At 72.6% G+C, this 19,638-nt stretch carries 23 protein-coding genes; 17 read left to right on the top strand and 6 right to left on the bottom strand.

What is annotated here, in order from left to right:
• Positions 1-22: 22 nt before the first annotated feature.
• From ABT095_RS15005 to ABT095_RS14985, 5 genes are all read left to right on the top strand, one after another.
• Entirely contained in the window at positions 23-532 is a 510-nt protein-coding gene (locus ABT095_RS15005) for a hypothetical protein (RefSeq protein WP_350529815.1), read from the top strand.
• A gap of 153 nt (positions 533-685) precedes the next feature.
• Positions 686-1,486 carry a hypothetical protein gene (locus ABT095_RS15000; RefSeq protein WP_350529814.1) on the top strand — a complete coding sequence of 267 codons (801 nt, stop codon included), beginning with the start codon at positions 686-688 and terminating at the stop codon, positions 1,484-1,486.
• 64 nt (positions 1,487-1,550) lie between these two features.
• On the top strand, positions 1,551-2,171 hold the full coding sequence (locus tag ABT095_RS14995; protein WP_350529813.1) for a hypothetical protein: 621 nt from the start codon (positions 1,551-1,553) through the stop codon (positions 2,169-2,171).
• A 219-nt stretch (positions 2,172-2,390) separates the two neighbouring features.
• Positions 2,391-4,175: a ParB/RepB/Spo0J family partition protein gene (locus ABT095_RS14990; RefSeq protein ID WP_350529812.1), complete on the top strand. Its 1,785-nt coding sequence runs from the start codon at positions 2,391-2,393 to the stop codon at positions 4,173-4,175.
• Between the two features lie 151 nt (positions 4,176-4,326).
• Entirely contained in the window at positions 4,327-4,848 is a 522-nt protein-coding gene (locus ABT095_RS14985) for a hypothetical protein (RefSeq protein WP_350529811.1), read from the top strand.
• A 9-nt stretch (positions 4,849-4,857) separates the two neighbouring features.
• On the opposite strand, the gene ABT095_RS14980 is transcribed toward ABT095_RS14985, so the two are convergent.
• Positions 4,858-5,481, bottom strand: coding sequence for a hypothetical protein (locus ABT095_RS14980; RefSeq protein WP_350529810.1), 624 nt, complete (start codon positions 5,479-5,481; stop codon positions 4,858-4,860).
• A gap of 178 nt (positions 5,482-5,659) precedes the next feature.
• Between ABT095_RS14980 and ABT095_RS14975 the strand changes: the two genes are divergently transcribed.
• The 11 genes from ABT095_RS14975 (at position 5,660) to ABT095_RS14925 (ending at position 14,518) form a co-directional block, all read left to right on the top strand.
• A complete protein-coding gene (locus tag ABT095_RS14975) occupies positions 5,660-6,295 on the top strand; it encodes a hypothetical protein (protein ID WP_350529809.1) in 636 nt (211 codons plus the stop codon).
• A 276-nt stretch (positions 6,296-6,571) separates the two neighbouring features.
• The gene (locus tag ABT095_RS14970; RefSeq protein ID WP_350529808.1) at positions 6,572-6,964 is read left to right on the top strand and encodes a hypothetical protein; all 393 of its coding nucleotides are present in this window, start codon (positions 6,572-6,574) and stop codon (positions 6,962-6,964) included.
• A 140-nt stretch (positions 6,965-7,104) separates the two neighbouring features.
• Positions 7,105-8,142 (top strand): single-stranded DNA-binding protein, encoded by a 1,038-nt coding sequence (locus ABT095_RS14965; RefSeq protein WP_350529807.1) that lies wholly within the window; start codon positions 7,105-7,107, stop codon positions 8,140-8,142.
• A gap of 105 nt (positions 8,143-8,247) precedes the next feature.
• Positions 8,248-9,075, top strand: a complete 828-nt coding sequence (locus ABT095_RS14960; protein WP_350529806.1) for a hypothetical protein — start codon at positions 8,248-8,250, stop codon at positions 9,073-9,075.
• A 147-nt stretch (positions 9,076-9,222) separates the two neighbouring features.
• A complete protein-coding gene (locus ABT095_RS14955; RefSeq protein WP_350529805.1) occupies positions 9,223-9,813 on the top strand; it encodes a DUF6248 family natural product biosynthesis protein in 591 nt (196 codons plus the stop codon).
• 176 nt (positions 9,814-9,989) lie between these two features.
• Positions 9,990-10,736, top strand: coding sequence for a hypothetical protein (locus ABT095_RS14950; RefSeq protein WP_350529804.1), 747 nt, complete (start codon positions 9,990-9,992; stop codon positions 10,734-10,736).
• A gap of 108 nt (positions 10,737-10,844) precedes the next feature.
• Complete coding sequence (locus ABT095_RS14945; RefSeq protein WP_350529803.1) at positions 10,845-11,453, top strand: hypothetical protein; 609 nt, start codon at positions 10,845-10,847, stop codon at positions 11,451-11,453.
• A gap of 209 nt (positions 11,454-11,662) precedes the next feature.
• Complete coding sequence (locus ABT095_RS14940) at positions 11,663-11,995, top strand: hypothetical protein (RefSeq protein WP_350529802.1); 333 nt, start codon at positions 11,663-11,665, stop codon at positions 11,993-11,995.
• 174 nt (positions 11,996-12,169) lie between these two features.
• On the top strand, positions 12,170-12,904 hold the full coding sequence (locus ABT095_RS14935) for a hypothetical protein (RefSeq protein WP_350529801.1): 735 nt from the start codon (positions 12,170-12,172) through the stop codon (positions 12,902-12,904).
• Between the two features lie 223 nt (positions 12,905-13,127).
• On the top strand, positions 13,128-14,027 hold the full coding sequence (locus ABT095_RS14930) for a replication-relaxation family protein (protein ID WP_350529800.1): 900 nt from the start codon (positions 13,128-13,130) through the stop codon (positions 14,025-14,027).
• A 44-nt stretch (positions 14,028-14,071) separates the two neighbouring features.
• Complete coding sequence (locus tag ABT095_RS14925; RefSeq protein ID WP_350529799.1) at positions 14,072-14,518, top strand: hypothetical protein; 447 nt, start codon at positions 14,072-14,074, stop codon at positions 14,516-14,518.
• Positions 14,519-14,617: 99 nt separating this feature from the next.
• On the opposite strand, the gene ABT095_RS14920 is transcribed toward ABT095_RS14925, so the two are convergent.
• From ABT095_RS14920 to ABT095_RS14900, 5 genes are all read right to left on the bottom strand, one after another.
• Positions 14,618-15,364: a hypothetical protein gene (locus tag ABT095_RS14920; protein WP_350529798.1), complete on the bottom strand. Its 747-nt coding sequence runs from the start codon at positions 15,362-15,364 to the stop codon at positions 14,618-14,620.
• A gap of 54 nt (positions 15,365-15,418) precedes the next feature.
• Complete coding sequence (locus ABT095_RS14915; protein ID WP_350529797.1) at positions 15,419-15,880, bottom strand: hypothetical protein; 462 nt, start codon at positions 15,878-15,880, stop codon at positions 15,419-15,421.
• Between the two features lie 557 nt (positions 15,881-16,437).
• Complete coding sequence (locus ABT095_RS14910) at positions 16,438-16,656, bottom strand: hypothetical protein (RefSeq protein WP_350529796.1); 219 nt, start codon at positions 16,654-16,656, stop codon at positions 16,438-16,440.
• A gap of 197 nt (positions 16,657-16,853) precedes the next feature.
• Positions 16,854-17,888 (bottom strand): ATP-binding protein, encoded by a 1,035-nt coding sequence (locus ABT095_RS14905; RefSeq protein WP_350529795.1) that lies wholly within the window; start codon positions 17,886-17,888, stop codon positions 16,854-16,856.
• Positions 17,885-18,559 (bottom strand): hypothetical protein, encoded by a 675-nt coding sequence (locus ABT095_RS14900; RefSeq protein ID WP_350529794.1) that lies wholly within the window; start codon positions 18,557-18,559, stop codon positions 17,885-17,887. The genes ABT095_RS14905 and ABT095_RS14900 overlap by 4 nt, the downstream gene beginning before the upstream one ends.
• A gap of 215 nt (positions 18,560-18,774) precedes the next feature.
• Between ABT095_RS14900 and ABT095_RS14895 the strand changes: the two genes are divergently transcribed.
• Complete coding sequence (locus tag ABT095_RS14895; RefSeq protein WP_350529793.1) at positions 18,775-19,635, top strand: helix-turn-helix domain-containing protein; 861 nt, start codon at positions 18,775-18,777, stop codon at positions 19,633-19,635.
• The last annotated feature ends 3 nt before the right edge of the window (positions 19,636-19,638 follow it).

Raw genomic sequence — 19,638 nt, 5'->3', positions numbered from 1 at the left:
TCAGCAAACTGGAGATCATCACATGGACAGCCACACCGCAGAACTGCCCTGGCGAGAGGCCACAGCCACGGTCATCGTGCCGGTCGGCACGGACCAGCACACCGAGCTGACCACCCTCACCACCGTGCGGGTCGTATACCGCCGCGAGCTGGAGATCGACTTCTTCCACGTCCGGGACGCCGCCGGGCGGTGGCAGCTGCAGGGCAGTCGCGCCAGCCTGCCCCGCAGCGACAGGGTCGTGCCCGCCGAGAAGCCGACCGAGCGGCTGGCGCCACTGGTGCTCGACCTCCTGACGCAGCCGCAGCTGCAGGACGTCCTGCGGTCGATGCACGAGCGGACGCTGAACCGGCAGGTGGCCGGGGCGTGGCGCAGCCTCAGCGAGGCCCGCCGGCTCGCCGCCGAGGCCGCGGCCAAGGTCCGGATGCGCGACCAGGACTTCCAGGCGTTCGGCGTATCCGAGGTCCGGGCCGCCGAGCTGCTCGCCGAGCACGAGCGGCGTTTGCGCTCGACCGGCCTCTATCTGGGCCGCTGACCGTCACCCACCGCACCGGGCTGCGGGCCGCTCCCCCGCGGAGCGGACCGCAGCCCCGTCCGGCCCGGTGCACTGCACCCCGACAGCACCGCCGTTTCGCCCCCGAAGACCGGCCACCGATGCGGCCGGCCCACCACCGAGAGGAACCCTTCCATGGCCTCCGCCACCAACCCGCCCGTCGAGTTCGCCGCGCTCGCCGCCGTCCTGCCGCAGCTCCTGGCCGTCACTGCCCGTCCCGCCGACGAGGGCCCGGACGAGCTCGCGCCGCGCGTCGACATCGTGGTCGACCGGGACGACAACGAGAACACCACCGTCGCCCGGGTCTACCTGGACGGCGTGAAGATCAGTGCCGGCACCGCGGTGCACTCCGACACCGACTCCCTCCTGCCCGCCGTGAGGTTCCACCTCACCGACTCCGGCCACTTCGACGACGTCCAGCCCCACGACTGGTTCGAGGCGGTCCGGGCCGGCGTGCTCGGCGCCCCGGCCGCCGTCCAGGACTTCGTCATGGCCCGGGCCAAGGAGTACCACCGCCCAGCCCAGTGCCTGGCCTGCCTGACCCCGCCCCGCAGCACGCCGTCCGTCCCGGGGCTGCTGCTCCCGGCCACTCGGGACCTGGACAACTTCTCCCTGCCCCAGTTGGAGGAGACCCACCGGGCCGCGGCCGACCTGATCCGGGCCCGCCTCACCACCCTGGTGCGCAGCGAGCTGCGCGCGGCCGTCGAGGACTTCCGGGTGGAGGGCAAGCTGCCGGCGCGGGCCGTGGTGTCCGGGTACGGCCCGTTCGCCGGCGCGGAGGGGCTGTACGACCTGGACGCGGTCGTGCTGGTCAGCGAATCGGGGTGGACGAGGAAGGTCGACCTCAGCTGGAGTACGGGCTTGGTGCGCGCGGTGGAGTCGCTGGCCGAGTGGCGCCCGCCCGCCGAGGACTACGCGCTGGAGATCGAGCTCTGACCCCCGCCCGGGGGCGGCCCGGCCCGGGCCGCCCCCGTCCCCACACAGAACCAGGAGAGTCCCCGTGCTCGACACCACTACGATCACCGACATCGCGCGCAGCGCCGTGGACCTGCGGCGCCGTCCCGGGTATGCCGCGTTCACCACCGGTCGCATCGAGGCCGGCCCCTGCGAGGACGGCCGCTGGATCCTTCGCACCGACTGCGGCCCTGCGGCCAGCGCGGTGCGGACCGCGCTGCGCGATCGCGGCTACGCCACCGAGCGCGACGAAGGCGGCGCAGGTTCCACCGTCACGGTGTGGCCGGTGCGCCGGGCCCCCTTCTCCGTCCTGCCCCGGCTGTCCCTGCGCGAAGAGGTCCGCGTCCACCGGGGGGTGGAGCTCGGCAGCGGGACGTGGGTGCTCGAGGGGCCGCTCGGCCGGGTGGAGCAGCAGTACGGCAGAGGCGGGCACAACGACCTGGCGGTGCACGCCGGCCATCCCTTCGTTGGGGCGGGTTGGAGCACTGGGTGTGCGGTGCACCCGGCCGGCTGCTGGTGGCGGGGCGAGTGGCGGCTGCCGGTGCGCGCCCGCCGGTTCATCGTGGCGGGGCCGTCGGTGCCGGACCGGCCGGTGGCGACCGCGAGGCTGGCGGTGCGCCTGCGGGTCCTCTACCGGATGCACGTCCACGACACGGCGCCGTGCTGACCGCGAGCCGGCCGGTCCGTCGTCGGCCCGGTATCGGGGTCGGCTGGGCTCCGGCGGTTGAGGAGCGGCCGTAGGGGGTGCTGATGCTTTCTGACCTGCGCCGATGCGCCTTTCCCGCTCGACATTGGTGATTGCAACTGCTATTGTTGTTGATGTCGGAAGGGGGTGGCACTCCTTCCGGCTCAACCCGAACACTCCTGTCGAGAAGGGCACACCGCCATGACCGAAACCGCTACGCCCACCGCCCCGCAGGGCCTGCGCGTCCGCCCCATGGAGCTGATGCAGGTCGACCCGCGCACGCTCGTGCTGGACCCGCACAACGTGCGCGACGAGGACGTGGAACTCGACCAGGCCATGCTGGACTCCGTGAAGCTGGGCGGCGTCGACACCCCGGTGATCATCCGCCCGCTCACCAAGGAGCAGGCCGAGGCCCTGGCGAAGCCGGGCAAGCCGCTCCCTGAGTACGGCGTCCTGATGGGACAGCGTCGCTGGCAGACCGCGCTGGAGGCCGTGAAGCTGGCCGAGGAGGACCACGAGGAGGCGTTCGCCCTCCCGGCGATCCTGCGCCGCGACCTCAAGGGCGCGACCGCCGAGGCGCTGACCAAGTCCCTGGTGGAGAACCTGCACCGCAAGGACATGACCGCCTCGAACGTCGCCCGGAAGGTCACCCAGCTCGCGGCCGTCCGCATGACCCCCCAGGAGCGGACCAAGCGCGCGAAGGCTCTCGGCCTGACCACCGAGCAGCTCAAAGCCGCCAAGAAGGCGACCGCGATGGACCCCAACGCCTTCCGCAGGGCGTCGGAGAACGACTTCGACTTCGTGCAGATGGCCGACTACGACACCGTCAAGGACGTCTCCAGCTCCATCAACGACCTCGTGCACGCTATGAACCGCGACCTGAAGGCGGGCGGCGGGGACGGCCACTGGCAGCACGCCATGGCACAGCTGCGGCAGACCCGCGACAAGCAGGTGGCGCGGAAGAAGGCCATCGAGGCGCTGAAGGCCGCCGGGGTGCCCGAGGTGGATCGTGAGTACGACTGGAAGGGCAAGCCCCAGCGCCCGCTGCGCGACCTGGTCACCGGCCTGGGCAGGGCGATCAAGCCCGAGCGGCACGTGGAGGAGTGCCCCGGCCGGGCCTACTTCATCGAGTACGGCGAGCCGGTCCACCTGTGCGCCGACTGGAAGAAGCACCACGAGCTGAGCCCGCAGGCGCGGGCCAGCATGGGCAAGGCTGCCACCAGCGAGGAGGACAAGGAGATCCTGCGCCGGGTCAAGGCGGGCAACGTGGCGTTCAAGGCCGCCACCGAGGTCCGGCGCGCGGCCCAGAAGGCGGCGGTCAAGGGCGCGAAGGTCTCCGACGCGGAGTGGGAGCTGATCCTGGAGGTCACCACCGAGATGCCGAAGTGGCTCGCGGCGTTCCTCACGAACCCGAACCGGGTGTTCATGGCGGACCTGCTGGGCCTGTTCCCGAGCGGCACCGACCTCGCACCGACCGACCACAACGAGAAGAAGGCGCTGGAGGCGGACGCCGCCGAACGCCTGAAGGCGCACGCCGGGCGGATCGGCAAGGAGCGGCGGGGCAAGGTGCTGCTCGCCCAGATCTTCGCGGCCCTGGAGACCCGCCCCATGAGGGTCAACAAGGTCTGGGACGGCATCAAGGAGGCCCCGGCGAAGCTGCTGATCTTCATGCGTGACCGCCTCGGCTACACCCCCGCCGACATCGAGACCGACATGATCGACCGGTACCTCGCCAGCCTGAACTCGGCCGAGGACGCCGACCGGGCCCCGCTGGCCCTCGAAGCGACGGACGCCCCGGGGGAGGACGTGGCGGACGATGCCGGGGAGCCCCTGGACGACGACGCCGACCGGGAGCCCGAGGAGCAGCGGGGCGAGGCCCCTGCTGCGGAGAACGAGGGCGAGCCGCAGGATGGCCAGGCGGAGCAGGCCCCGGCCCAGGTGCCGGTGGAGCAGGAGCGGCAGTTGAACCCGGTGCTCGCCGCCTAGGGCGGAGCCGGACGGGGCGGCGGCCGGGTGGAGGCCCGGCCGCCTGCCCGGGACCGATCGGGCCGGTCCGCCACGGGGCGGGCCGGCCGTTTGCGGCAGTCGGCGCGCGACCGCCTGCCGGACAGGGCTACGCGACCGAAGGGTGAGGATCATGACGGATCTGGTTCAGCGCGAGAGGGCCCGGGTGCCCGTGGAGCGGTTCGAGACCTTGTGCAGGCAGTTCTGCGCTGCGGCGGCCGGCGCGGCACGGACGGTGGCCGCCACGCTGGCAGCGCAGTTCCCGGGAGCGGCCTACCTGGTGGTGGAGCGGAACCACGACGTGGACGAGGCGCCCCGGCCGCACAGCGTGCTGGGCCCGGAGGGCCGGGTTCTGCACCGGTTCGACGAAAGCCGTCTGCCGACGGTGCCGGCCGACCTGGCGGCCCTGTGGGCGCCGGCCGACCCCGTGCAGGAGGAGGTTCTGACGGATCTGCTGGTGCTGCTCGCGTCGTTCGGGTTCGACTTCGACGACTTGCCCGAGGACCTGCCGGAGCTCGCGGACGAGGACTTCCCGCTGCGCGTGGAGTGCCTGCTGCTGAGCGAGAAGGGTCGCCCGCTCCGGGAGGAGCCCTGGCCACGGACGCTGCGCCCGGCCCACCCCGTGGCAGCGGTCGAAGGCGCGGGAGCATCCTGACTCCGTTGGTCAGACCCTTCCGGTGGCCGGCGTGAGCAGGACACCGGTCGCCCCGGCGGCGATCATCTCCTCAACCAGGATGCGGAGGACCTCGCGTGCCATGGCGGGCATGACGCCGTCCTTGCAGTCGAGTTGGACCCGCGGTTCAGTGTCGGGGTCGTCGATCACGGTCACGTAGTTGGGCGAGTAGAAGTCCACCGAGTCGAGTGCCGCCGCGTACTCCTCCTCGCTGTATTCGCGGCCGGCGTCGGTCACCCGCCCCAGGCGCGGTTTGGCGGCTGTTAGAGCCGAGAGGGCGCGGTGCCGCTCGTCGGTGCGGACCGCGACTTCCCATCGCTGGTCGACGGCGGCGCAGAGGTCGACGTCGAAGTCCACGGTGTGGATGGGCAGGGCGTCGGGATCGACCTCCACGCCGTTTCCGTGCGCCGTGCCCGCAATCGCGAGCCGTTGCCACTCCGCGGCCCGGCCATCGGCCACGCTTGCCCAGAGGTCGGCCACCTGCCATGCCACCTCGGGGCCACCGGCACGCGCGGCGCTTCGGAACAACGCTTCGGCTGCTTCGCGGTCGCCTTGTCGCAGCTGCTGGCGCCCCAGTTCCAGCGTCTGTTCGGGGCCGTTCTGGCTGTTGGTCACGGCCCTGTCTATCACGCACCCCTGACGCAGTCGGGTGCAAGCCGGTACCCGCCTTTTGCGCTGCTCGGCCCGGCAGAGCACGGCGATAGTGATTCTCTATGCTATAATTGATGATGTCGGATCGGGGTGGCACCCGCGTCCGGCTCAACCCGTCTCCGAGCAGAGAGAACGAAAGATCATGACCCAACCCGAGTGGTTCCGCACCTCCGTGTCCTGCGGCCTGAGCACCCGGCGGGCCTTCCCCGCCGAAGTGGCGGGCGAGCGCGGCCCCGACCGCGCCCTGCGGCTGCGCTTCAGCCGGGAGACCGTCGAGCAGCTGGGCACAAGTCTGCGCCGTCACGGCCTGCGCTTCCTCTGGGAGGCCGATGCGCTCACGGTGGCGCGCTCCGACGGCAGCGCCGTCGAACGGGTCGACGCCGACGCCGACGGCATGTACGCCGTCGGCCACGGCTACCTGGACTGGACCGAGACCACCGACCGGAACACCAAGGGCTTCCTCAAGGCACTGGAGGCCGCCGTCCGCGACGGCTACCGGGCCGCCGCCGACGACGCCTGGACGGTGGCCGTCGTCGACCGTGGCGACACCATGGCCACGCTGGCCATCTACCCCGCCCTTGCCGCCAGCGAGAAGAAGCACCGAGAGGAGCTGTACTTCCAGCTCTACTCGGCCGGTCTCGCCTCCTTCGAGGTCACCGCCCCGGACGAGGCCGCCGCCGAACTCCGGGTGCGCCGGTGGTTCGCAGCGAAGCGAGCCGGGGTGAAGCCGGACGCGGCCTGCAAGCCGCTCGCCTGCCCCGGCACCCGCATCCCGTAGCCCAGATGGAAGGGCTGCGCTGACCGCTCGGCCCGGGCGCCACCGCCCGGGCCGGGCACCCGCCCCCGGACCGCGCCGCGGCCGGCGGGCGCCGGCCAGGCCGGCCGAGCGGTCAGCGGAACCCTTCCTTCACCCCCTGCCCCACCACTCCCGCAGAAGGAGCGCGGCCGGACACCGGCCAGCCACCGCCGGAGTCGCCCCCCGGCACACGGGCCCAACCCGCCCCCGGTGAGCCGCCGGGCCCCCGCCCACCTCACCACCACCCAGGAGGAACCCGTGCCTGCCTCCGCCTCCACCGCCGTCGTCACCGACTTCGACGGAACCCGCCGGACCATGCACCTGTCGGCCCCGGAGGCGGACGCTCTGATCGCCACCGCCCTGCTGTTCGACGACGCCACGGTCACGGCCGGCGGCGACCGCCGGGGCACCCTCACCATCACCCGGGTCCTCGCCACGCCTGCGGGCACCGCGACGCACACCGTCACCCTGGAGCCGCCCGGCCCGCAGCGCCCGCCGGACCGCCAGCACGAGGACCTGGTGGTGCTCGCCGGGTGGAAGAAGCACTACCCCGGGCAGCGAGGACCCGGCCATCGCACGCGGCCACGGCCGCAACCACCGACAGCACCGGGCCCAGGAGCTGCTCACCCCGCGGCCCGGCCTCGGAGATGACTCGATCACCGCCACCAAATAGTGACTAGACGTGCTATTATTGTTCACGTCCCCAAGGGTGCAGCCCTCACGGAGACCTCGCACCCCGGCTGGCCCCGGAGGTGCGTCAACCCGCACCCCGCACCTTCCCGGAGGCCGCCATGCCCGAGACCACCACCCGACCGCCCGCCGCCTCCGTGCGGTTGAGCCGATTCAGCCCGTCACTGGCCACCGTCCGAGCCACCCTCACGGGGCGGCAGGGCGTGGAGCAGCACCTGGCACTGTGCCTGCCCGCAGCCCCGTACGGAACCGCTCCGTGGCTGCTCGGCACCCTCGCGCTCTACCTGGCACAGCTGCGGGCGGGGGCCGAGGAGGCGACGGCGGCGAGCCTGTACGCCTTCCTCTGCGAGACGGGCCCGCTCCCGACCACGGTGTACCGGCACTCCGGGCGCGGCCTGCACGACCGGCGGGTGACCTGCGACCTGGACGTGAGGATCGAGCCCCGGGACGAAACCGGCTGGCCTGTCGCGTCGGTGCGGGTTACGGAGGGCGAGGCCGGCTGCTGCGCGTTCAACCACGTCAACCACTACTGGCGCACCCGGGACGTCCTGAAGGCGGCCTGCGCCGCCCTGGAGGGGGAGTACGGGCGGCTGATGGCCGTCGGCCGCCGGGAGGGCGTCGCGGCCGACGCCCAGGAGGGTCTGCATCGGGCTGTCGACCTGGCCGACTCGGTCGCGGCCCGCTGCAAGGAGGCGCTCGAGCAGGCGCGGCGGGACACCCAGGGAAGCGGCGCGGCGAAGGCCCGCAAGGCGATGCGGCACCGGGCCGAAGGGGCTGTTGAGGTTGAGGACGGCTTTCCGGGGGAGTCCCCGATGGAACTGCTCACCGGGGTACTGGGGCTGGACGTGGACCTGCGCCAGGATGAGCACGGAGCGCCGGTGGCACGGTTCCAGCTGCACGTCGACCACCCGGAGGCCGTACGGGAGGCTCCGGCGCTCCCGGAGCTGCTGGTGTGCAGCGTGAAGGGTCCGGCCGCCCTGCGGATCGGCGCGGCGCTGCACCGGGGCTCGCGGGTGGTGATCCGGGGCCGCAGGCGCTACCACCGGTACGCGGGCGGGGCGCGGTCGGCGGTGTCGCTGGACGTGGAGTCGATCGGGCTGGACCTGATGGCCGAGGCGTCTTCCCCTGCTTCCCAATAGTGCCTGAGACTGCTATTATTTTTCATGTCGCTCGATTGGCATCGGGTGGCATCAACCCGAACCCGGCCGCCGGAGGCCCCGGCGGCCGATCCCGAAGGGACGCTCATGTCCACCGCACTCCCCGCCGGCGAACTGCACGCCCTGGCCGAGCAGGCCGCCGCCCACCTGCCGGACCGCAACGGCCCCTGGCACACCGCCGCTCCCCGCCGGTTCTGCACCACCACCGAATCCCTCCCCTCCTGGACCGACACCGTGCGCATCACCGACGGGGTACGCACCGTGGCGTTCACGGACACCGCGCACGGAGTCTCCGTGCGGGCGCAGCGCGAGCACGAAGGCCCGTTGGTTGCGGCCACCGTGGTGGAGCACCGGTGGGCCGACGCCCGCACGCTCGCCCTGGCCGTCGCCCGCGACCAGCTCGGCCCGCTGCGCCCCGCTCCCCTGAACAGCGGGATGCGCGAGCAGCAGGAGCTGCAGGCCCTCGGCACCCTCACCCGGCACATCCCGCCGGGCGCGGTCGGGGCGTCCCACTCCCGTGTCGACCGCTGGCACCTCCTCGCCTTCAGGATTTCCGGGCGCACGGTCCGGGTCCGGATCGACGGGCCGGAGCAGGTGCAGATCGAGGCCACCCGCCTGTCGCTGACCGCGCTGAGCGCGCTGCTGGGTGCCGCACTTCCGCCTGCGGAGCCCGGCGGGCTGACGGCCGCCGCCCTGTTCGCGGCGACGTGGCTGATGGACCGCCACCCCGTGCTGTGGCACGACCCGGCCAGCTCCAGCACCGGCCCGTGCGACGTGCTGTACGGGCCCGGCCAGGGCCGGGTAACCGTCGGCGTCCAGGTGACCGACGGTCCGCCCGACGAGCAGGCCCTCGCCGTCCTCACGGTCGAGGTCGACCTCGACCTGGCCCTGATGCTCTTGCCCCTGCTCGGCTGACCCTTCACCCGCAGCCCCCGGGGCGCGCGACTGGCGCGCCCCGGCCGGCGGGGACGGCGCCACCGTGCCGCGGCTCCCAGCCCTTGGCGGACGCCGGTCCCCCAGGGATCCACGGACCGAACGCCTCTACCCCCGGAGAACCCGATCATGAACGTGCAGCACCCCGCCCACCCCGCCGCGGGCCGCCCGCAGCGCACCCTCACCTCCGACGAGGAGGAGGCCGTACGGAGCACCCGCCTGTCCAACCTGGTCGCGGCCCTGATCATGGGCATCGTGGACCCGGTGCCCAGCCCGTCGCCGATGAGCGAGGCCGAGGGCGCCTGGGTGCGCGAGCACGTCTGGCCCCGGCGCTACCGGGCCATCGAGGCGAAGTACCCCTTCGGCTTCTACCGGTGGACCCACTGCCAGAAGGGCAGTTGCTGGAACTGCTTGAACAACCGGTGCGATCTGTGCGTCCACCGGCAGCGGGGCGCCCCGGACGTCGACGACAACACCGACTGGGTCGAGAACACCCGCGGCCGGGCCGTCGCCAAGCTCATCGTCCGGCCGGACGGCTCGCCGTGCGTGTGGTGGTGCCGCTGCCCCTGCCCCAAGAGTGACCCCGCCGCCCCCGAGGCCGACGACCCGCCCGCGCCGGCGCGCCCCTCGGACCAGTCCGCCGGCACCCCAGCCGCCGGTGGCCGCCGAGGCAACCGCTCCGCTGCGCCGGTCGACCAGGCGCAGGGCGCCCTGTTCTGACGACGCCGGGCGGGGGCGGAGCCCGATCCGCCCCCGCCCTGGCCCGGATTCCCAAGAAGGCGAACTCCCGGCTCGACCTCCTCCATCCGCACCCGGCCCCGCTGCCGCACCCCATGCACATGGGCCGGACCGACCGGCCCTGCCCTTCGAACCCCGACCCCGAGAGAGAGACCGTCATGATCAGCACCGCACCCGAGCTGTGCCTGCGCCCCGCCGCCGTCTTCAGCCGCGCCGACCCCGACTGCGCGGACGGCGTCGACGTCCTCACCACGGCGGGTGTCAGCGTGGGACTCCACGTCGGCGCCGCCGGCGAGGTCTTCGTCGGGATCGTCGCCGAGGACGCCGACCCGGCCCTCCTCGACCGGCACGGCCGGCTCGCGCACCTGACGGTCGCCCTGCCCGGGGAGGCCAGGATCGAGCGCAGCAGCCGGCGGTCGCCCAGCCCGTCCTGGTGGCGCCGCCTCGGGCGCCGACCGAATCGGACCGCCGGACCCGACACCGCTGCCGGCTCTCTGGCCTCCGCGCCCTGGGCGAAGCTGCGCGATCTGGGCGACCAGGTGGCGCAGGAGCTGGAGAGGCGGGCGGTCGCGGGACTCGGAGGGGACCTGCGCGCGGTGTGCGCGGCGCGGGGCTGGCCGGCCCCGGCGCGGGCGGAGTTCCGGGCCGGGGAGGACGAGGGCGGGCGGTGCTGGCTGCCCGAGGGCGCGCTGGTCGTCGGCGTCGACGGGAGCAGCCGCATCCTGCTGCTGGGCCTGGAGGACGGGGACGATGGCTTCGAGGCCGCGACGGCGGCGGGGTGGCTGTCCGCTGCGTCCGAAGCACGCCGGCCGGCACCGGGGAGTCTGCTGGTGGTGGAGTTCGCTCCGGCCGAGGTGGACTTCACCGTGCACGGGCCGGCGAGTTCCTTCAGGGAGGGGCGGTAATCACCACCCGAGCCAATGATTGATCATGCTATTGTTTTCCATGTCGCCCACTTGGCAGGTGTGGCGGCTCGACCCGAACATCCCGCTGCAGCAACGAGGAGAGCAACAATGAGTACCCGAGATCCGGATGAAGGAAGCCGCTACCGGCGCCTGCCCACCGACGTGGAGGTCGCGGTCCGGACACCGAGCGTCCTGGCCATAGGCGAGGTCCTGCAGTACACCGGCTACGGCCGCCTGGACGTCGCTCTGCTGCCTGCGGGACGGCCTGCGGCGGCCGGACCGCTCGCGCTCCGCTCCCCCGACGGCGCCGCCATCGCGACATCCGAACAGGAGCGGGTGCAGGAGGTCCTGCTGCGGCACGGCTACGCGGCACTGACGGCCCACGACCGGATCGTCGTCCTGGACCCGCTGGACAGCGAGGCCCGGGTCCTGGTCGGCCACCTGCCGGACGCCGCGGGCAGCGCGACGGTTCGCCGAGCGGTCGAGGTCCTGGTCGACGCCGGGCACCGCCCCGCGCTGTTCCTCGGGGAGCTGCCGCTTCGCTCCGGGTTCCGGGTGGCCACGGCCGCGGCCGAGACGGAGGTGGTGATCGTTCCGGCACCCCACTGGGACGACGCCGAACCCAGCGCCCTTGCCCGCTCGCTGCGGGTCGCCGGCCTGGCGGTCAGGGGCGAGCTGGAGGGGACCGGCACCTTCGAGGCCGCGGTCCCGATCTGACCAGGCGGCACCGCTCCGCCCACCCCGGGCGCGGCGGGATCCGGGGAACTAACCAGGCCCGACGAAGGCCGGTTAGTTCCCCGACGACACCCCGGGCCGACCTGCAGTGGAACTTTCCATCGCAGGTCACAGCCCTTCCCCGTTCTAACCAGGCCCCGCCGCCGCCGCACCGGCGGCGGGCCCGGGCGACAAGCAGGAAGAAGGACGAGATGAGCACGAACACGGCAGCCGGCCTCACCGAGGCCGACGTCGACCGCGCCCTGGCGGCACGCGGCTGGACACCGGCCACTACCGGCGGACAGCGCTGCCCGATCGACGAGTGGGCGGACGCCGGCGACTACAGCACCGAGGGGCACGGCCCGCTCGAGGGCGGGTCCTTCGCCATGGTGCTGCTCGCCTGCCGGGCCGCCGAACACCAGATGGACGCGCGGGCCGGCATGGCCGACGCCCTCGTCCACGCCGGCCTGGCGGTGCGCGACTCCTCGGAGGGGTACGAATTTCTCGAGGTTCGCCGCCGCGGCGGCGGGCGACCGAACAGCTAGTCCCCCCAGCTCACGGGCCTGCCGCAGCGAAGGCAGCGCCTGCGGGCCGGCCCCCGGCCGAAGATCACCGCCGGTGACCGCCTAGGCCATATGAGTTACGCCTGCTACAGTTCTTGATGTCCGAGAGGGCGAAGAGCTTCCAACTACCACGACCTGTATGAGAAGGAGAACGCGATGATCCCCGCCGGCCGCACGCCCGCCACCGTGGAACGCGCCGCGGAGATTTTCGGCAAGAGCTTCAACTACTTCCAGAACCAGCGGCTCTGGGAGAAGCTCTTCCCGGCGACCATCAAGGCGTTCCACCGCGCCGGCGCCCAGCGCATCGTCCGGCTCTGGGACGAGGAGCAGCTGCTCGCCCTGGCCGCCCAGCGCGAGCTCCCCTTCGACCAGCAGGACATCCCGGTCCTCCCGGTCGCCGACCCGCAGCACCCGAAGCCGGCGGAGTACCAGGACGAGGACCTCCTCGACGTCGTCGAAGCGTGGGAGGCACTGCACGAAGCGGGCTCCAAGATCACGCAGCGCGCCTGGAACACCTACGTCTCACGGGCTGACGACGCTCGCGAAACGAGTGCGCCGGCCCCCGACCTGGAGATCAACGGCTCGCGGTTCTGGTACCGCAAGACCCTCCTCGACTGGGACAAGACCAGGATGGGCCGCGGCGAGAGCCCGAACGCCGGCCGGAAGAAGGGCTCCAAGGACACAACCGGGCCGCGGATCCGGCCGACGGCGATCGCCCGCCTGGCCGCGGCGGAGGGCCTGCTGCGGGCCCTGCCCAACCTCCCCCAGGCCGAGATGGTCAAGGCGATCGCGACGACGCAGAACGTCACCGACCGCCAGGCGCTGCGGATCCTGCACGAGGCCCGGGCCAACCTCGGCCTGCCGGCGCCGAGCCCGACGGAGAAGAAGTAGCCGTCGTCGAGCTCGGCGCCGGCACCGCACCAGGCAGCTGCCAGTCCGCCTCTCCTGTCGCACTGGACCAGCCGGTTCTCGGCGCCGCCCGACCGCGTTCTGCCGTTCTAACCAGCCGACGTGGCCGAAGCGTTACCGATCCTGGCCTGCGGTGGACAGAAATCCGGTTAGAACAGCGGGGTTACCTGGGGTGATCACTCAGCCTCGCCTCCGTGGAGTCCCCATGACCGCTGTCCCCGCCACCACCGCCGACTTCTCCCGGCTCGCGCTGTGCGCGCTGTTCCAGCACCGCATGGCCACCACCCGCCAGCTGCACCTGCTGATCTCCCCGACCGTCAGCGTCCAGTGGGTCCGCCGGCGCCTGTCCGACCTTCACGCCCGCGCTCTGGTGGGCCGCGTCGACATGCCGGGCCCGGGTCGGAACCTGGTCTGGTACCTCACCGATCAGGGCCGGTCGACCACCGAGCTGCTCCCCGAAGTCCAGGGCCGCACCTGCCCGCCGGCGCCCACCGACCCCTTCGCGGCACGGATGCGTACCGGCCACACCTTGGACGTCCTGCGCGCCCATGTCGCCTTTCTCGAAGACGCCCGCGCCCGCGGTGACGAGTACGGACCGCTGGACTGGCTGCCCGAGATCAACCACCGCATCGCCGAGCGGAGCGCCGAGAGCCTCACGGCCGACGCGCTGATGCAGTACGCGACCAGCGGCCCCGGCCGGACCCTGCACCGGGCGTTCGTCGAGGTCGACCGGGCGACGATGGTCTCCGAGCGCCTGGCCAGCAAGCTGATGGCGTACGCCCGCTTCCACTCACTGACCCCAGTGCCCAGCCACCACCGCGGCACCTCCCACGCGCTGGACGCGCTGCCGGCCTGGCAGCACCACTACCTGCGATTCCCCCGGCTGCTGTTCGTCCTGACCGGGTCGGGGACGGTGGCGCTGCGCCAGCGAGAGCGCGACCTGCAGATGGTGGCCGCGGACAACCCGCTCGTCGCCCGGATGCTGCAGTCCGTCAAGGCCGGGGCAGCGCTGCTGGAGGACATCGAGAAGCTGGGCGCCTCTGCATCCGTGTGGACCCCGCTCGTCAACCCGGAGAGCGGTCCCCGCAGCTGGATGGACCTGTGAACCAACCCGACTCCCGTCACAACACAACCGGAAGGCTGAACACCGTGACCGTACTGGTCATCTCCCCGTCCATGACCGTGAGCGAGGAGGTCCCGCTGGACCCGGACGGCTACCTCGCCAAGATCCGCTCCCTGCTCGGAGGTCCCGTCAACGAAGGGAACTACCACCGCCGCGTCCGGATGTGGACCCGGGACAGCGGCGCAGCCGAGCGCAACGTGATGGCGACCGCGTTGGCGAGCGCCTGGCTGGGCCGGGACCTCGCCGCGCACTACTGGCTCTACGGGCCGGTCGTGCTCTCCGGTGTGGACACCGACGGCCGGCCGCAGCCCTGCCCGCCGGAGGCGTACCGCGACGTAACCGCCCTCCAAGAGGTCTTCCATGAACTGCGTACGCGGTGGGCCACCACTGCGCCGGCCGATGACAACGACGCCTGGCAGCAGGTTCTGGCCCGCGCCTTGGCGGCCGTCCCTGCCGTCGCCCGCACCGCCTGACCGAACAACGCGGTCGCTGGCGCGGGCTGGCCCGGGGCCGCAACGTGGTTGTCCCGCCGTCGGCGGGCAAGGTGCTGTGGCCCCGGATGCTTGCCGGGCTCAGCTCACGGGCCGCCCTGACGTGAGGGGATCCGCCAGGTCGGCGGCGGGGAAGGCGGCCGGGCGCAGCAGGACCGGCGAGCCGGGGCGGGCGGGGTGGAACCCGCCGAGGGCGTAGGCGCGGGTGAGCCGTTCGTTGGCGGCGACGGCGGCGAGGCCGAGGCCCTGTTCGTCGGCCCATGCGAGGGTCTGGCGGACCAGGTAGCGGGTGGCCTGCCCGTCCCGGCCGCCGGCGAGGCCACCGATTTCTCCCCACGGGCCGGTGCGGCGCAGGATCGCGAGTTCGCGGCGGAGTTCGACACCGTGTCCGGCCCGCTTGAGGAGGTGCGCGAGCTGCCAGACGAGGGCGGCCATCTCGGCGCCGAGGACGGTGTACGCGACGGCGCCCGCGCCGGTGGGACCGGCGAGGGCGCTGCCGACGACGGTGGCGGCGATGGCGGTCGGCACGATCACGGCGGGCAGGATCACCAGCACGCCAAGCACTCCGACGAGAGCGCCGCGGATACGCAGGCCGAGGGGGCGGGGGCGAAGGACGGCCAGGGTGGACGGCCCGACGGCGAGCACGCTGCCTGCGGTGTGCTGGACGCCGAGGTGGATCAGCCACACGGGCGCGAGGGCATTGCGGATCGGCCCGCGCGGAAAGCGGGGCGGGGCGTAGGCGTGGGCACAGACGGCGGCTAGGCAGGGCAGGTCCCGCCAGCGGGGCGTGAGTCGCGGCGGGGGTGGGATCTGCCTGGGGCTGGCCATGGTCGGGAGTCTACGAAGGGCTGCGGGTTCTCATGGCGGGTTGGTGGCCGGAGGTCAGCGAATCAGGGAGCGGGCAGCGATGCCCCGCAGGGTGCCGGCGTCCTTCGCGGCGTCCATGGCTTCGGTGGTCGTCTCGCCGCGGAACGGCCCGCAGAGGATGACCGGTCGCTCGCCTTCGACGGCCGACCACAGACGATCGTCGAGGGGGATGCCGGCACCGAGGTCGAACAGATGGTTCTGCACGGCGTCCTGCGCATCGTTGAGTCGGACAATCTGCATCAGTCGGCGCGTGGCGCCGTCGATGGAGATGACCCACCGGGGATCTCGGAGCAGTACATCGTGCCCCCAGGTCGGCCAGCCGAGGCCGGAGAGGTCGTCGAGTTGTGCTGCCGGGGTGCGGGGTTGGAGGACCAGCTTCAGCAGCCACCCGGCGGGCTCGATGTAGCCGCGGGTGACGGCGAGACCGAACGGGGGCTCATGCGTCAGGGGGGCTGTGCGGACGGGGTTGGTGGTCATGGTGACCAGGATCCCGCCCATCGCGGGGCGACGTTGGAGTCTTGCTCGGATTGGTGAACCGACCGCGGAGGGCTTGTGCGCCCCGGCCGAACGTGCAGGAAGGGGCCGTTCCGGCGGTGAAGCGAGAACGGGCCAGCCCAAGGGGGGTGGCGGTCGCGCCGGTGGTCCGAACGGGGCCACCGGCGCTTCGGCCTGACTACACCTGAGCAGCGGGTGGGGAGCCGAAGGCGCTGCGCCCGCCGGGGCCGCCGTCCAGGACGACGAGGAACGTGCCGGTCCGCTCCACCAGGTCGGCGGCCGAGAAGGGTGGAGACGGTCCACCCCCGGGTGTCCGCCTCCCTGCGGCACCGGGTGAACGCGCTCTGCGGCGCGGACGAGCGCAGGGCGCGGGCGTAGACCGCTACTAGCGGCTGGGTTCCCCCGCCGCGAAGCGGAAGTGCTGCGGGCCGCACGGGCTGCAGCTGTGCCGGTTCAACGACGGGCGGAGTCATCGTTCAAGATCCTCGGTTCGGTGGGTCGCCGATCGGACGTCAGGCCGGCGTGCGGGAGCACGGGGATCACGGTTCGGCAGGGGGTCGGTGCTGCCCGGGCGCGGAGTCGGGGCGCCCGAGAACCGAGAGGACCGGCAGGCTGTCGTTGCGGCTCAGGCTCACGGGCCGGGCGGCGCGGAGCAGGTGGACGTGCTTGCCGCCGTCGGGGCGCCCCCGGAGCTCGGAGATCCGGTACGGCCAGCCGTGGACCAGCACCCAGTCGCCGCGGTTCAGGTTGTTGCTCATCTTCTTTGTCGGCTGGGCGAGGACGGTTCCGTCGGGGAGGCGGAAGCGCGTTCTGTCGAGCTGTTCGATGCCGTCGTCCAGGGGGCGGACGGCGGGCGAAGGGCGCTGCGGTTGCGCCGGGGGTCGGGCGGGGTGCCGGAGTGCGGGTATCCGATCCGGTCGGTGTGGAACTCTCACGTGATCTCCTCCTTGGGTGGTCAGGACGCGGCGGCCTCGCTGTCGAGGGCGAGGCCGGTCGTGGGGCGGGTCGGGTGCGGCAGGTGGCAGGGCGGGCCGCTGGTCGCGGCGAGCGCCTGGTGCAGTACCTGGAGGTCGGTGAGTTCTCCGCTGCCGTCGGGGGCGACGATCCAGCGGTGTTCGCCGCCGACCGTTCCGGGTCGGGGGCAGAGCAGGTGGGAGCCGTCCGGCACGAAGGCCATGTCGACGGGGGCGGTGTCCGGGCTGGCGGTGGGGACCAGGAACGTCACGGTCGGCGGTGCGTCGACGGGGTTGTGGAGGAGGGCCGGTCCGAGCGGCAGCCCGGCGAGGGTCAGGTGGCCGATCGCGCGCTGGGCGTGCCCGGCGGCCACGACGACGGCCCGGAAGGTCCAGCCGAGCGGGATACCGGCCGGAGCGCCGCTGCCCCACTGTGTGAAGGGCCGGTCGCGCTCCCCCTCCGGGAGGGCCCGGGACAGCCAGAGCGCACCGTCGTGTGCTGGCGTCAGGGAAGTCGCCCGGGCGGCCGGGTCCGGGGCGGCATCGCCGCGGTGCTGCTCGCCGTCGGCCACGAGAGTGTCGAGGGAGAACCGGGCCCAGACGAACTTGCCGCGGGCCGTGGCCTTCCAGCCCCAGCGGTCGTCGGTCAGCGACATGACCAGGTGGAGCCCCAGTCCGCCCGCGTGCTGGCCGGGGTCGGTGGTGTCGAGGAGCGGCCCCTGCCCGCTGCCGTCGTGGACGACCAGCAGCAGGTCGTCCGGCTCCAGGGCGACGATCACCTCGACCGGTCCGAATCCCTTGGCCGCCGCGTGCCGGAGCGCGTTGGTGAGCAGCTCGGAGGCGATGACCCCGAAGTCCCCCAGGACCTGATTGAGGGTCTTCTCGTCCACGAGCCCGTACCTGCTGCGCAGGGAGCGCCCGCAGCGGGTGCCGATGTCGGTGCGCAGGAGCGGCACCGTCTGGTCGGTGAACTCCGCGGGGCGGTAGGCCCACCCGCTGCTGGTGGGGTGCGGGTCGGTGGTGATCGGCGTGGTCACGATGCCTCCGCGGGTTGCTGCTGCCGTCGTCCGAGGAAGGCAGCGAAGTTGGTCAGGGGGCGCTCCGGCCGCTCGGCGGGCTGCTCGGGGTGGAGCAGTCGGAGCGCTTCGGGGGCGAGGACGGCTTCGTAGGCGGTGTGGAGGGCGGAAGCCAGCTCGCCGGCGTAGGTGACGTTGCCGGTGCCGTCCGGTTCCACCAGCCAGTGGGGCTTGCGTCGGCGCAGCAGGCCCGGCTGCGGGAGGAGCAGCGTGTCGGCGGCGGCGCCGAGGTGGGCGGTGAGGCGGGCTCCCCAGTTCCAGGCGCCGGCGGCGCTGCGGGAGGTTCCGGCCAGCAGCGCGTGCCAGGGCGCGGTGAGGGTGGGGATGAGGAAGACGACGCTCAGGTCGAGGTGGAGCACGGGGCCCGGGGTGATGACGGCGCTCAGGTCCGCCAGCGCCCGCAGCCCGAGGTTGGGGTCGGTCTGGATGGCGTCCCACGTGGCGTCGTGGACGGATGCCTGGGCGAGGCCATGAGGGTGGCTGCCCCAGACGGAGAGCAGGCTGTCCTGATGCCTGGTGGATCGGTCGAGCCAGACGGCTCCGCGGTTCGGGGCCGTAGGTATGAGCGAGGGGCGGCTTCGATCGGTCGGCCGGTCGCTGCGCGCTGTGGTGGTCTCCGTGCTGCTGGACATGGCGGCACCCCTCGTCTGCACTGCGGCCGAGGAAGACGATCACCGACCGCTATGGCTCCGTGACTCTAGAATGACCCTAGAAACTTCTCCCTGCAACTTCTCTGTGAAACTTCACGACCTTGTTCGAATCGAGGGGGCACGCGGTGGGCGCAGCGATTACCCGTGGCACATCCGTTGCGGCAAGATTGGCCCGTCGACAGAGGGGAGGGGTGAAGGTGGCGGTACCCAGCGGGCCGGTGCAGCACCGGCGCCAGGTCGGCCGGAGGCTCAAGGAGCTACGTGAAACTTCAGGGCTGACGACCGAGCAGGCCGGAGCGGCCATCCAGCGCAGCGACAGCACGATGAGCCGGATCGAGAACGGCAAGCGCAACGTCCAGCTGATCGAGCTCAAGGGCCTGCTCGACGCCTACGAGGTATCGGCTGAGGTGCGGTCCGAGCTGCTCGCGCTCGCACGGTCGGCGCCGGAGGGCGGGCTGTGGACAGCCTTTGAAGCAGCGTTCCCTCCGGACATGGAGACCTATCTCGGACTCGAGGAGGGTTCCAGCACACTGCGGGTCTTCAGCCTGAGCACGGTGCACAGCCTCCTGCGGACCAGGAAGTCCCTCACCGGGATCATCCGCGCCGGGCTTCCGACGGCAGGCGCGGACGAGGTTGACCGCCTGGTCGAAGCCCACCTCGCTCGGCAGCGCGTCCTCGCTCGCGAGCCCGACCCTGTCGAGCTGCAGGTCGTGCTGGACGAGGCGGCCCTGCGGCGACCTGCCGGCGGAGTCGAGGCGATGCGCGAGCAGCTCGACCACCTGGTCCACTGCGCGGAGAACGTCCCCAACGTGACGCTGCAGGTCCTCCCCTTCTCCAAGGGCAGCCACGGCAGCCCCAGCGGCGGCTTCACCCTCATGGGCTTCCCGGACCCTTCCGAACCCGAGGTTGTCTACTGCGACACCATCGGCGGCAACCTCTACCTGCACCGGCCCCAAGAAGTCCGCCGGTTCACCCAGCTGTTCGGGCGACTGTGCGGCGCCGCGCTCGACCCCGCCGAGTCGGTGGAGTTCCTTCGTTCCTTCAGGCAAGAGATGTGAGCA

Origin of the sequence: Kitasatospora sp. NPDC002227 (genome assembly GCF_040296285.1) — a bacterium.
Classification (GTDB): Bacteria; Actinomycetota; Actinomycetes; order Streptomycetales; family Streptomycetaceae; genus Kitasatospora.
The sequence above is the reverse complement of the archived record's forward strand: the minus strand, read 5'-3'. Positions and strand labels throughout refer to the sequence as shown.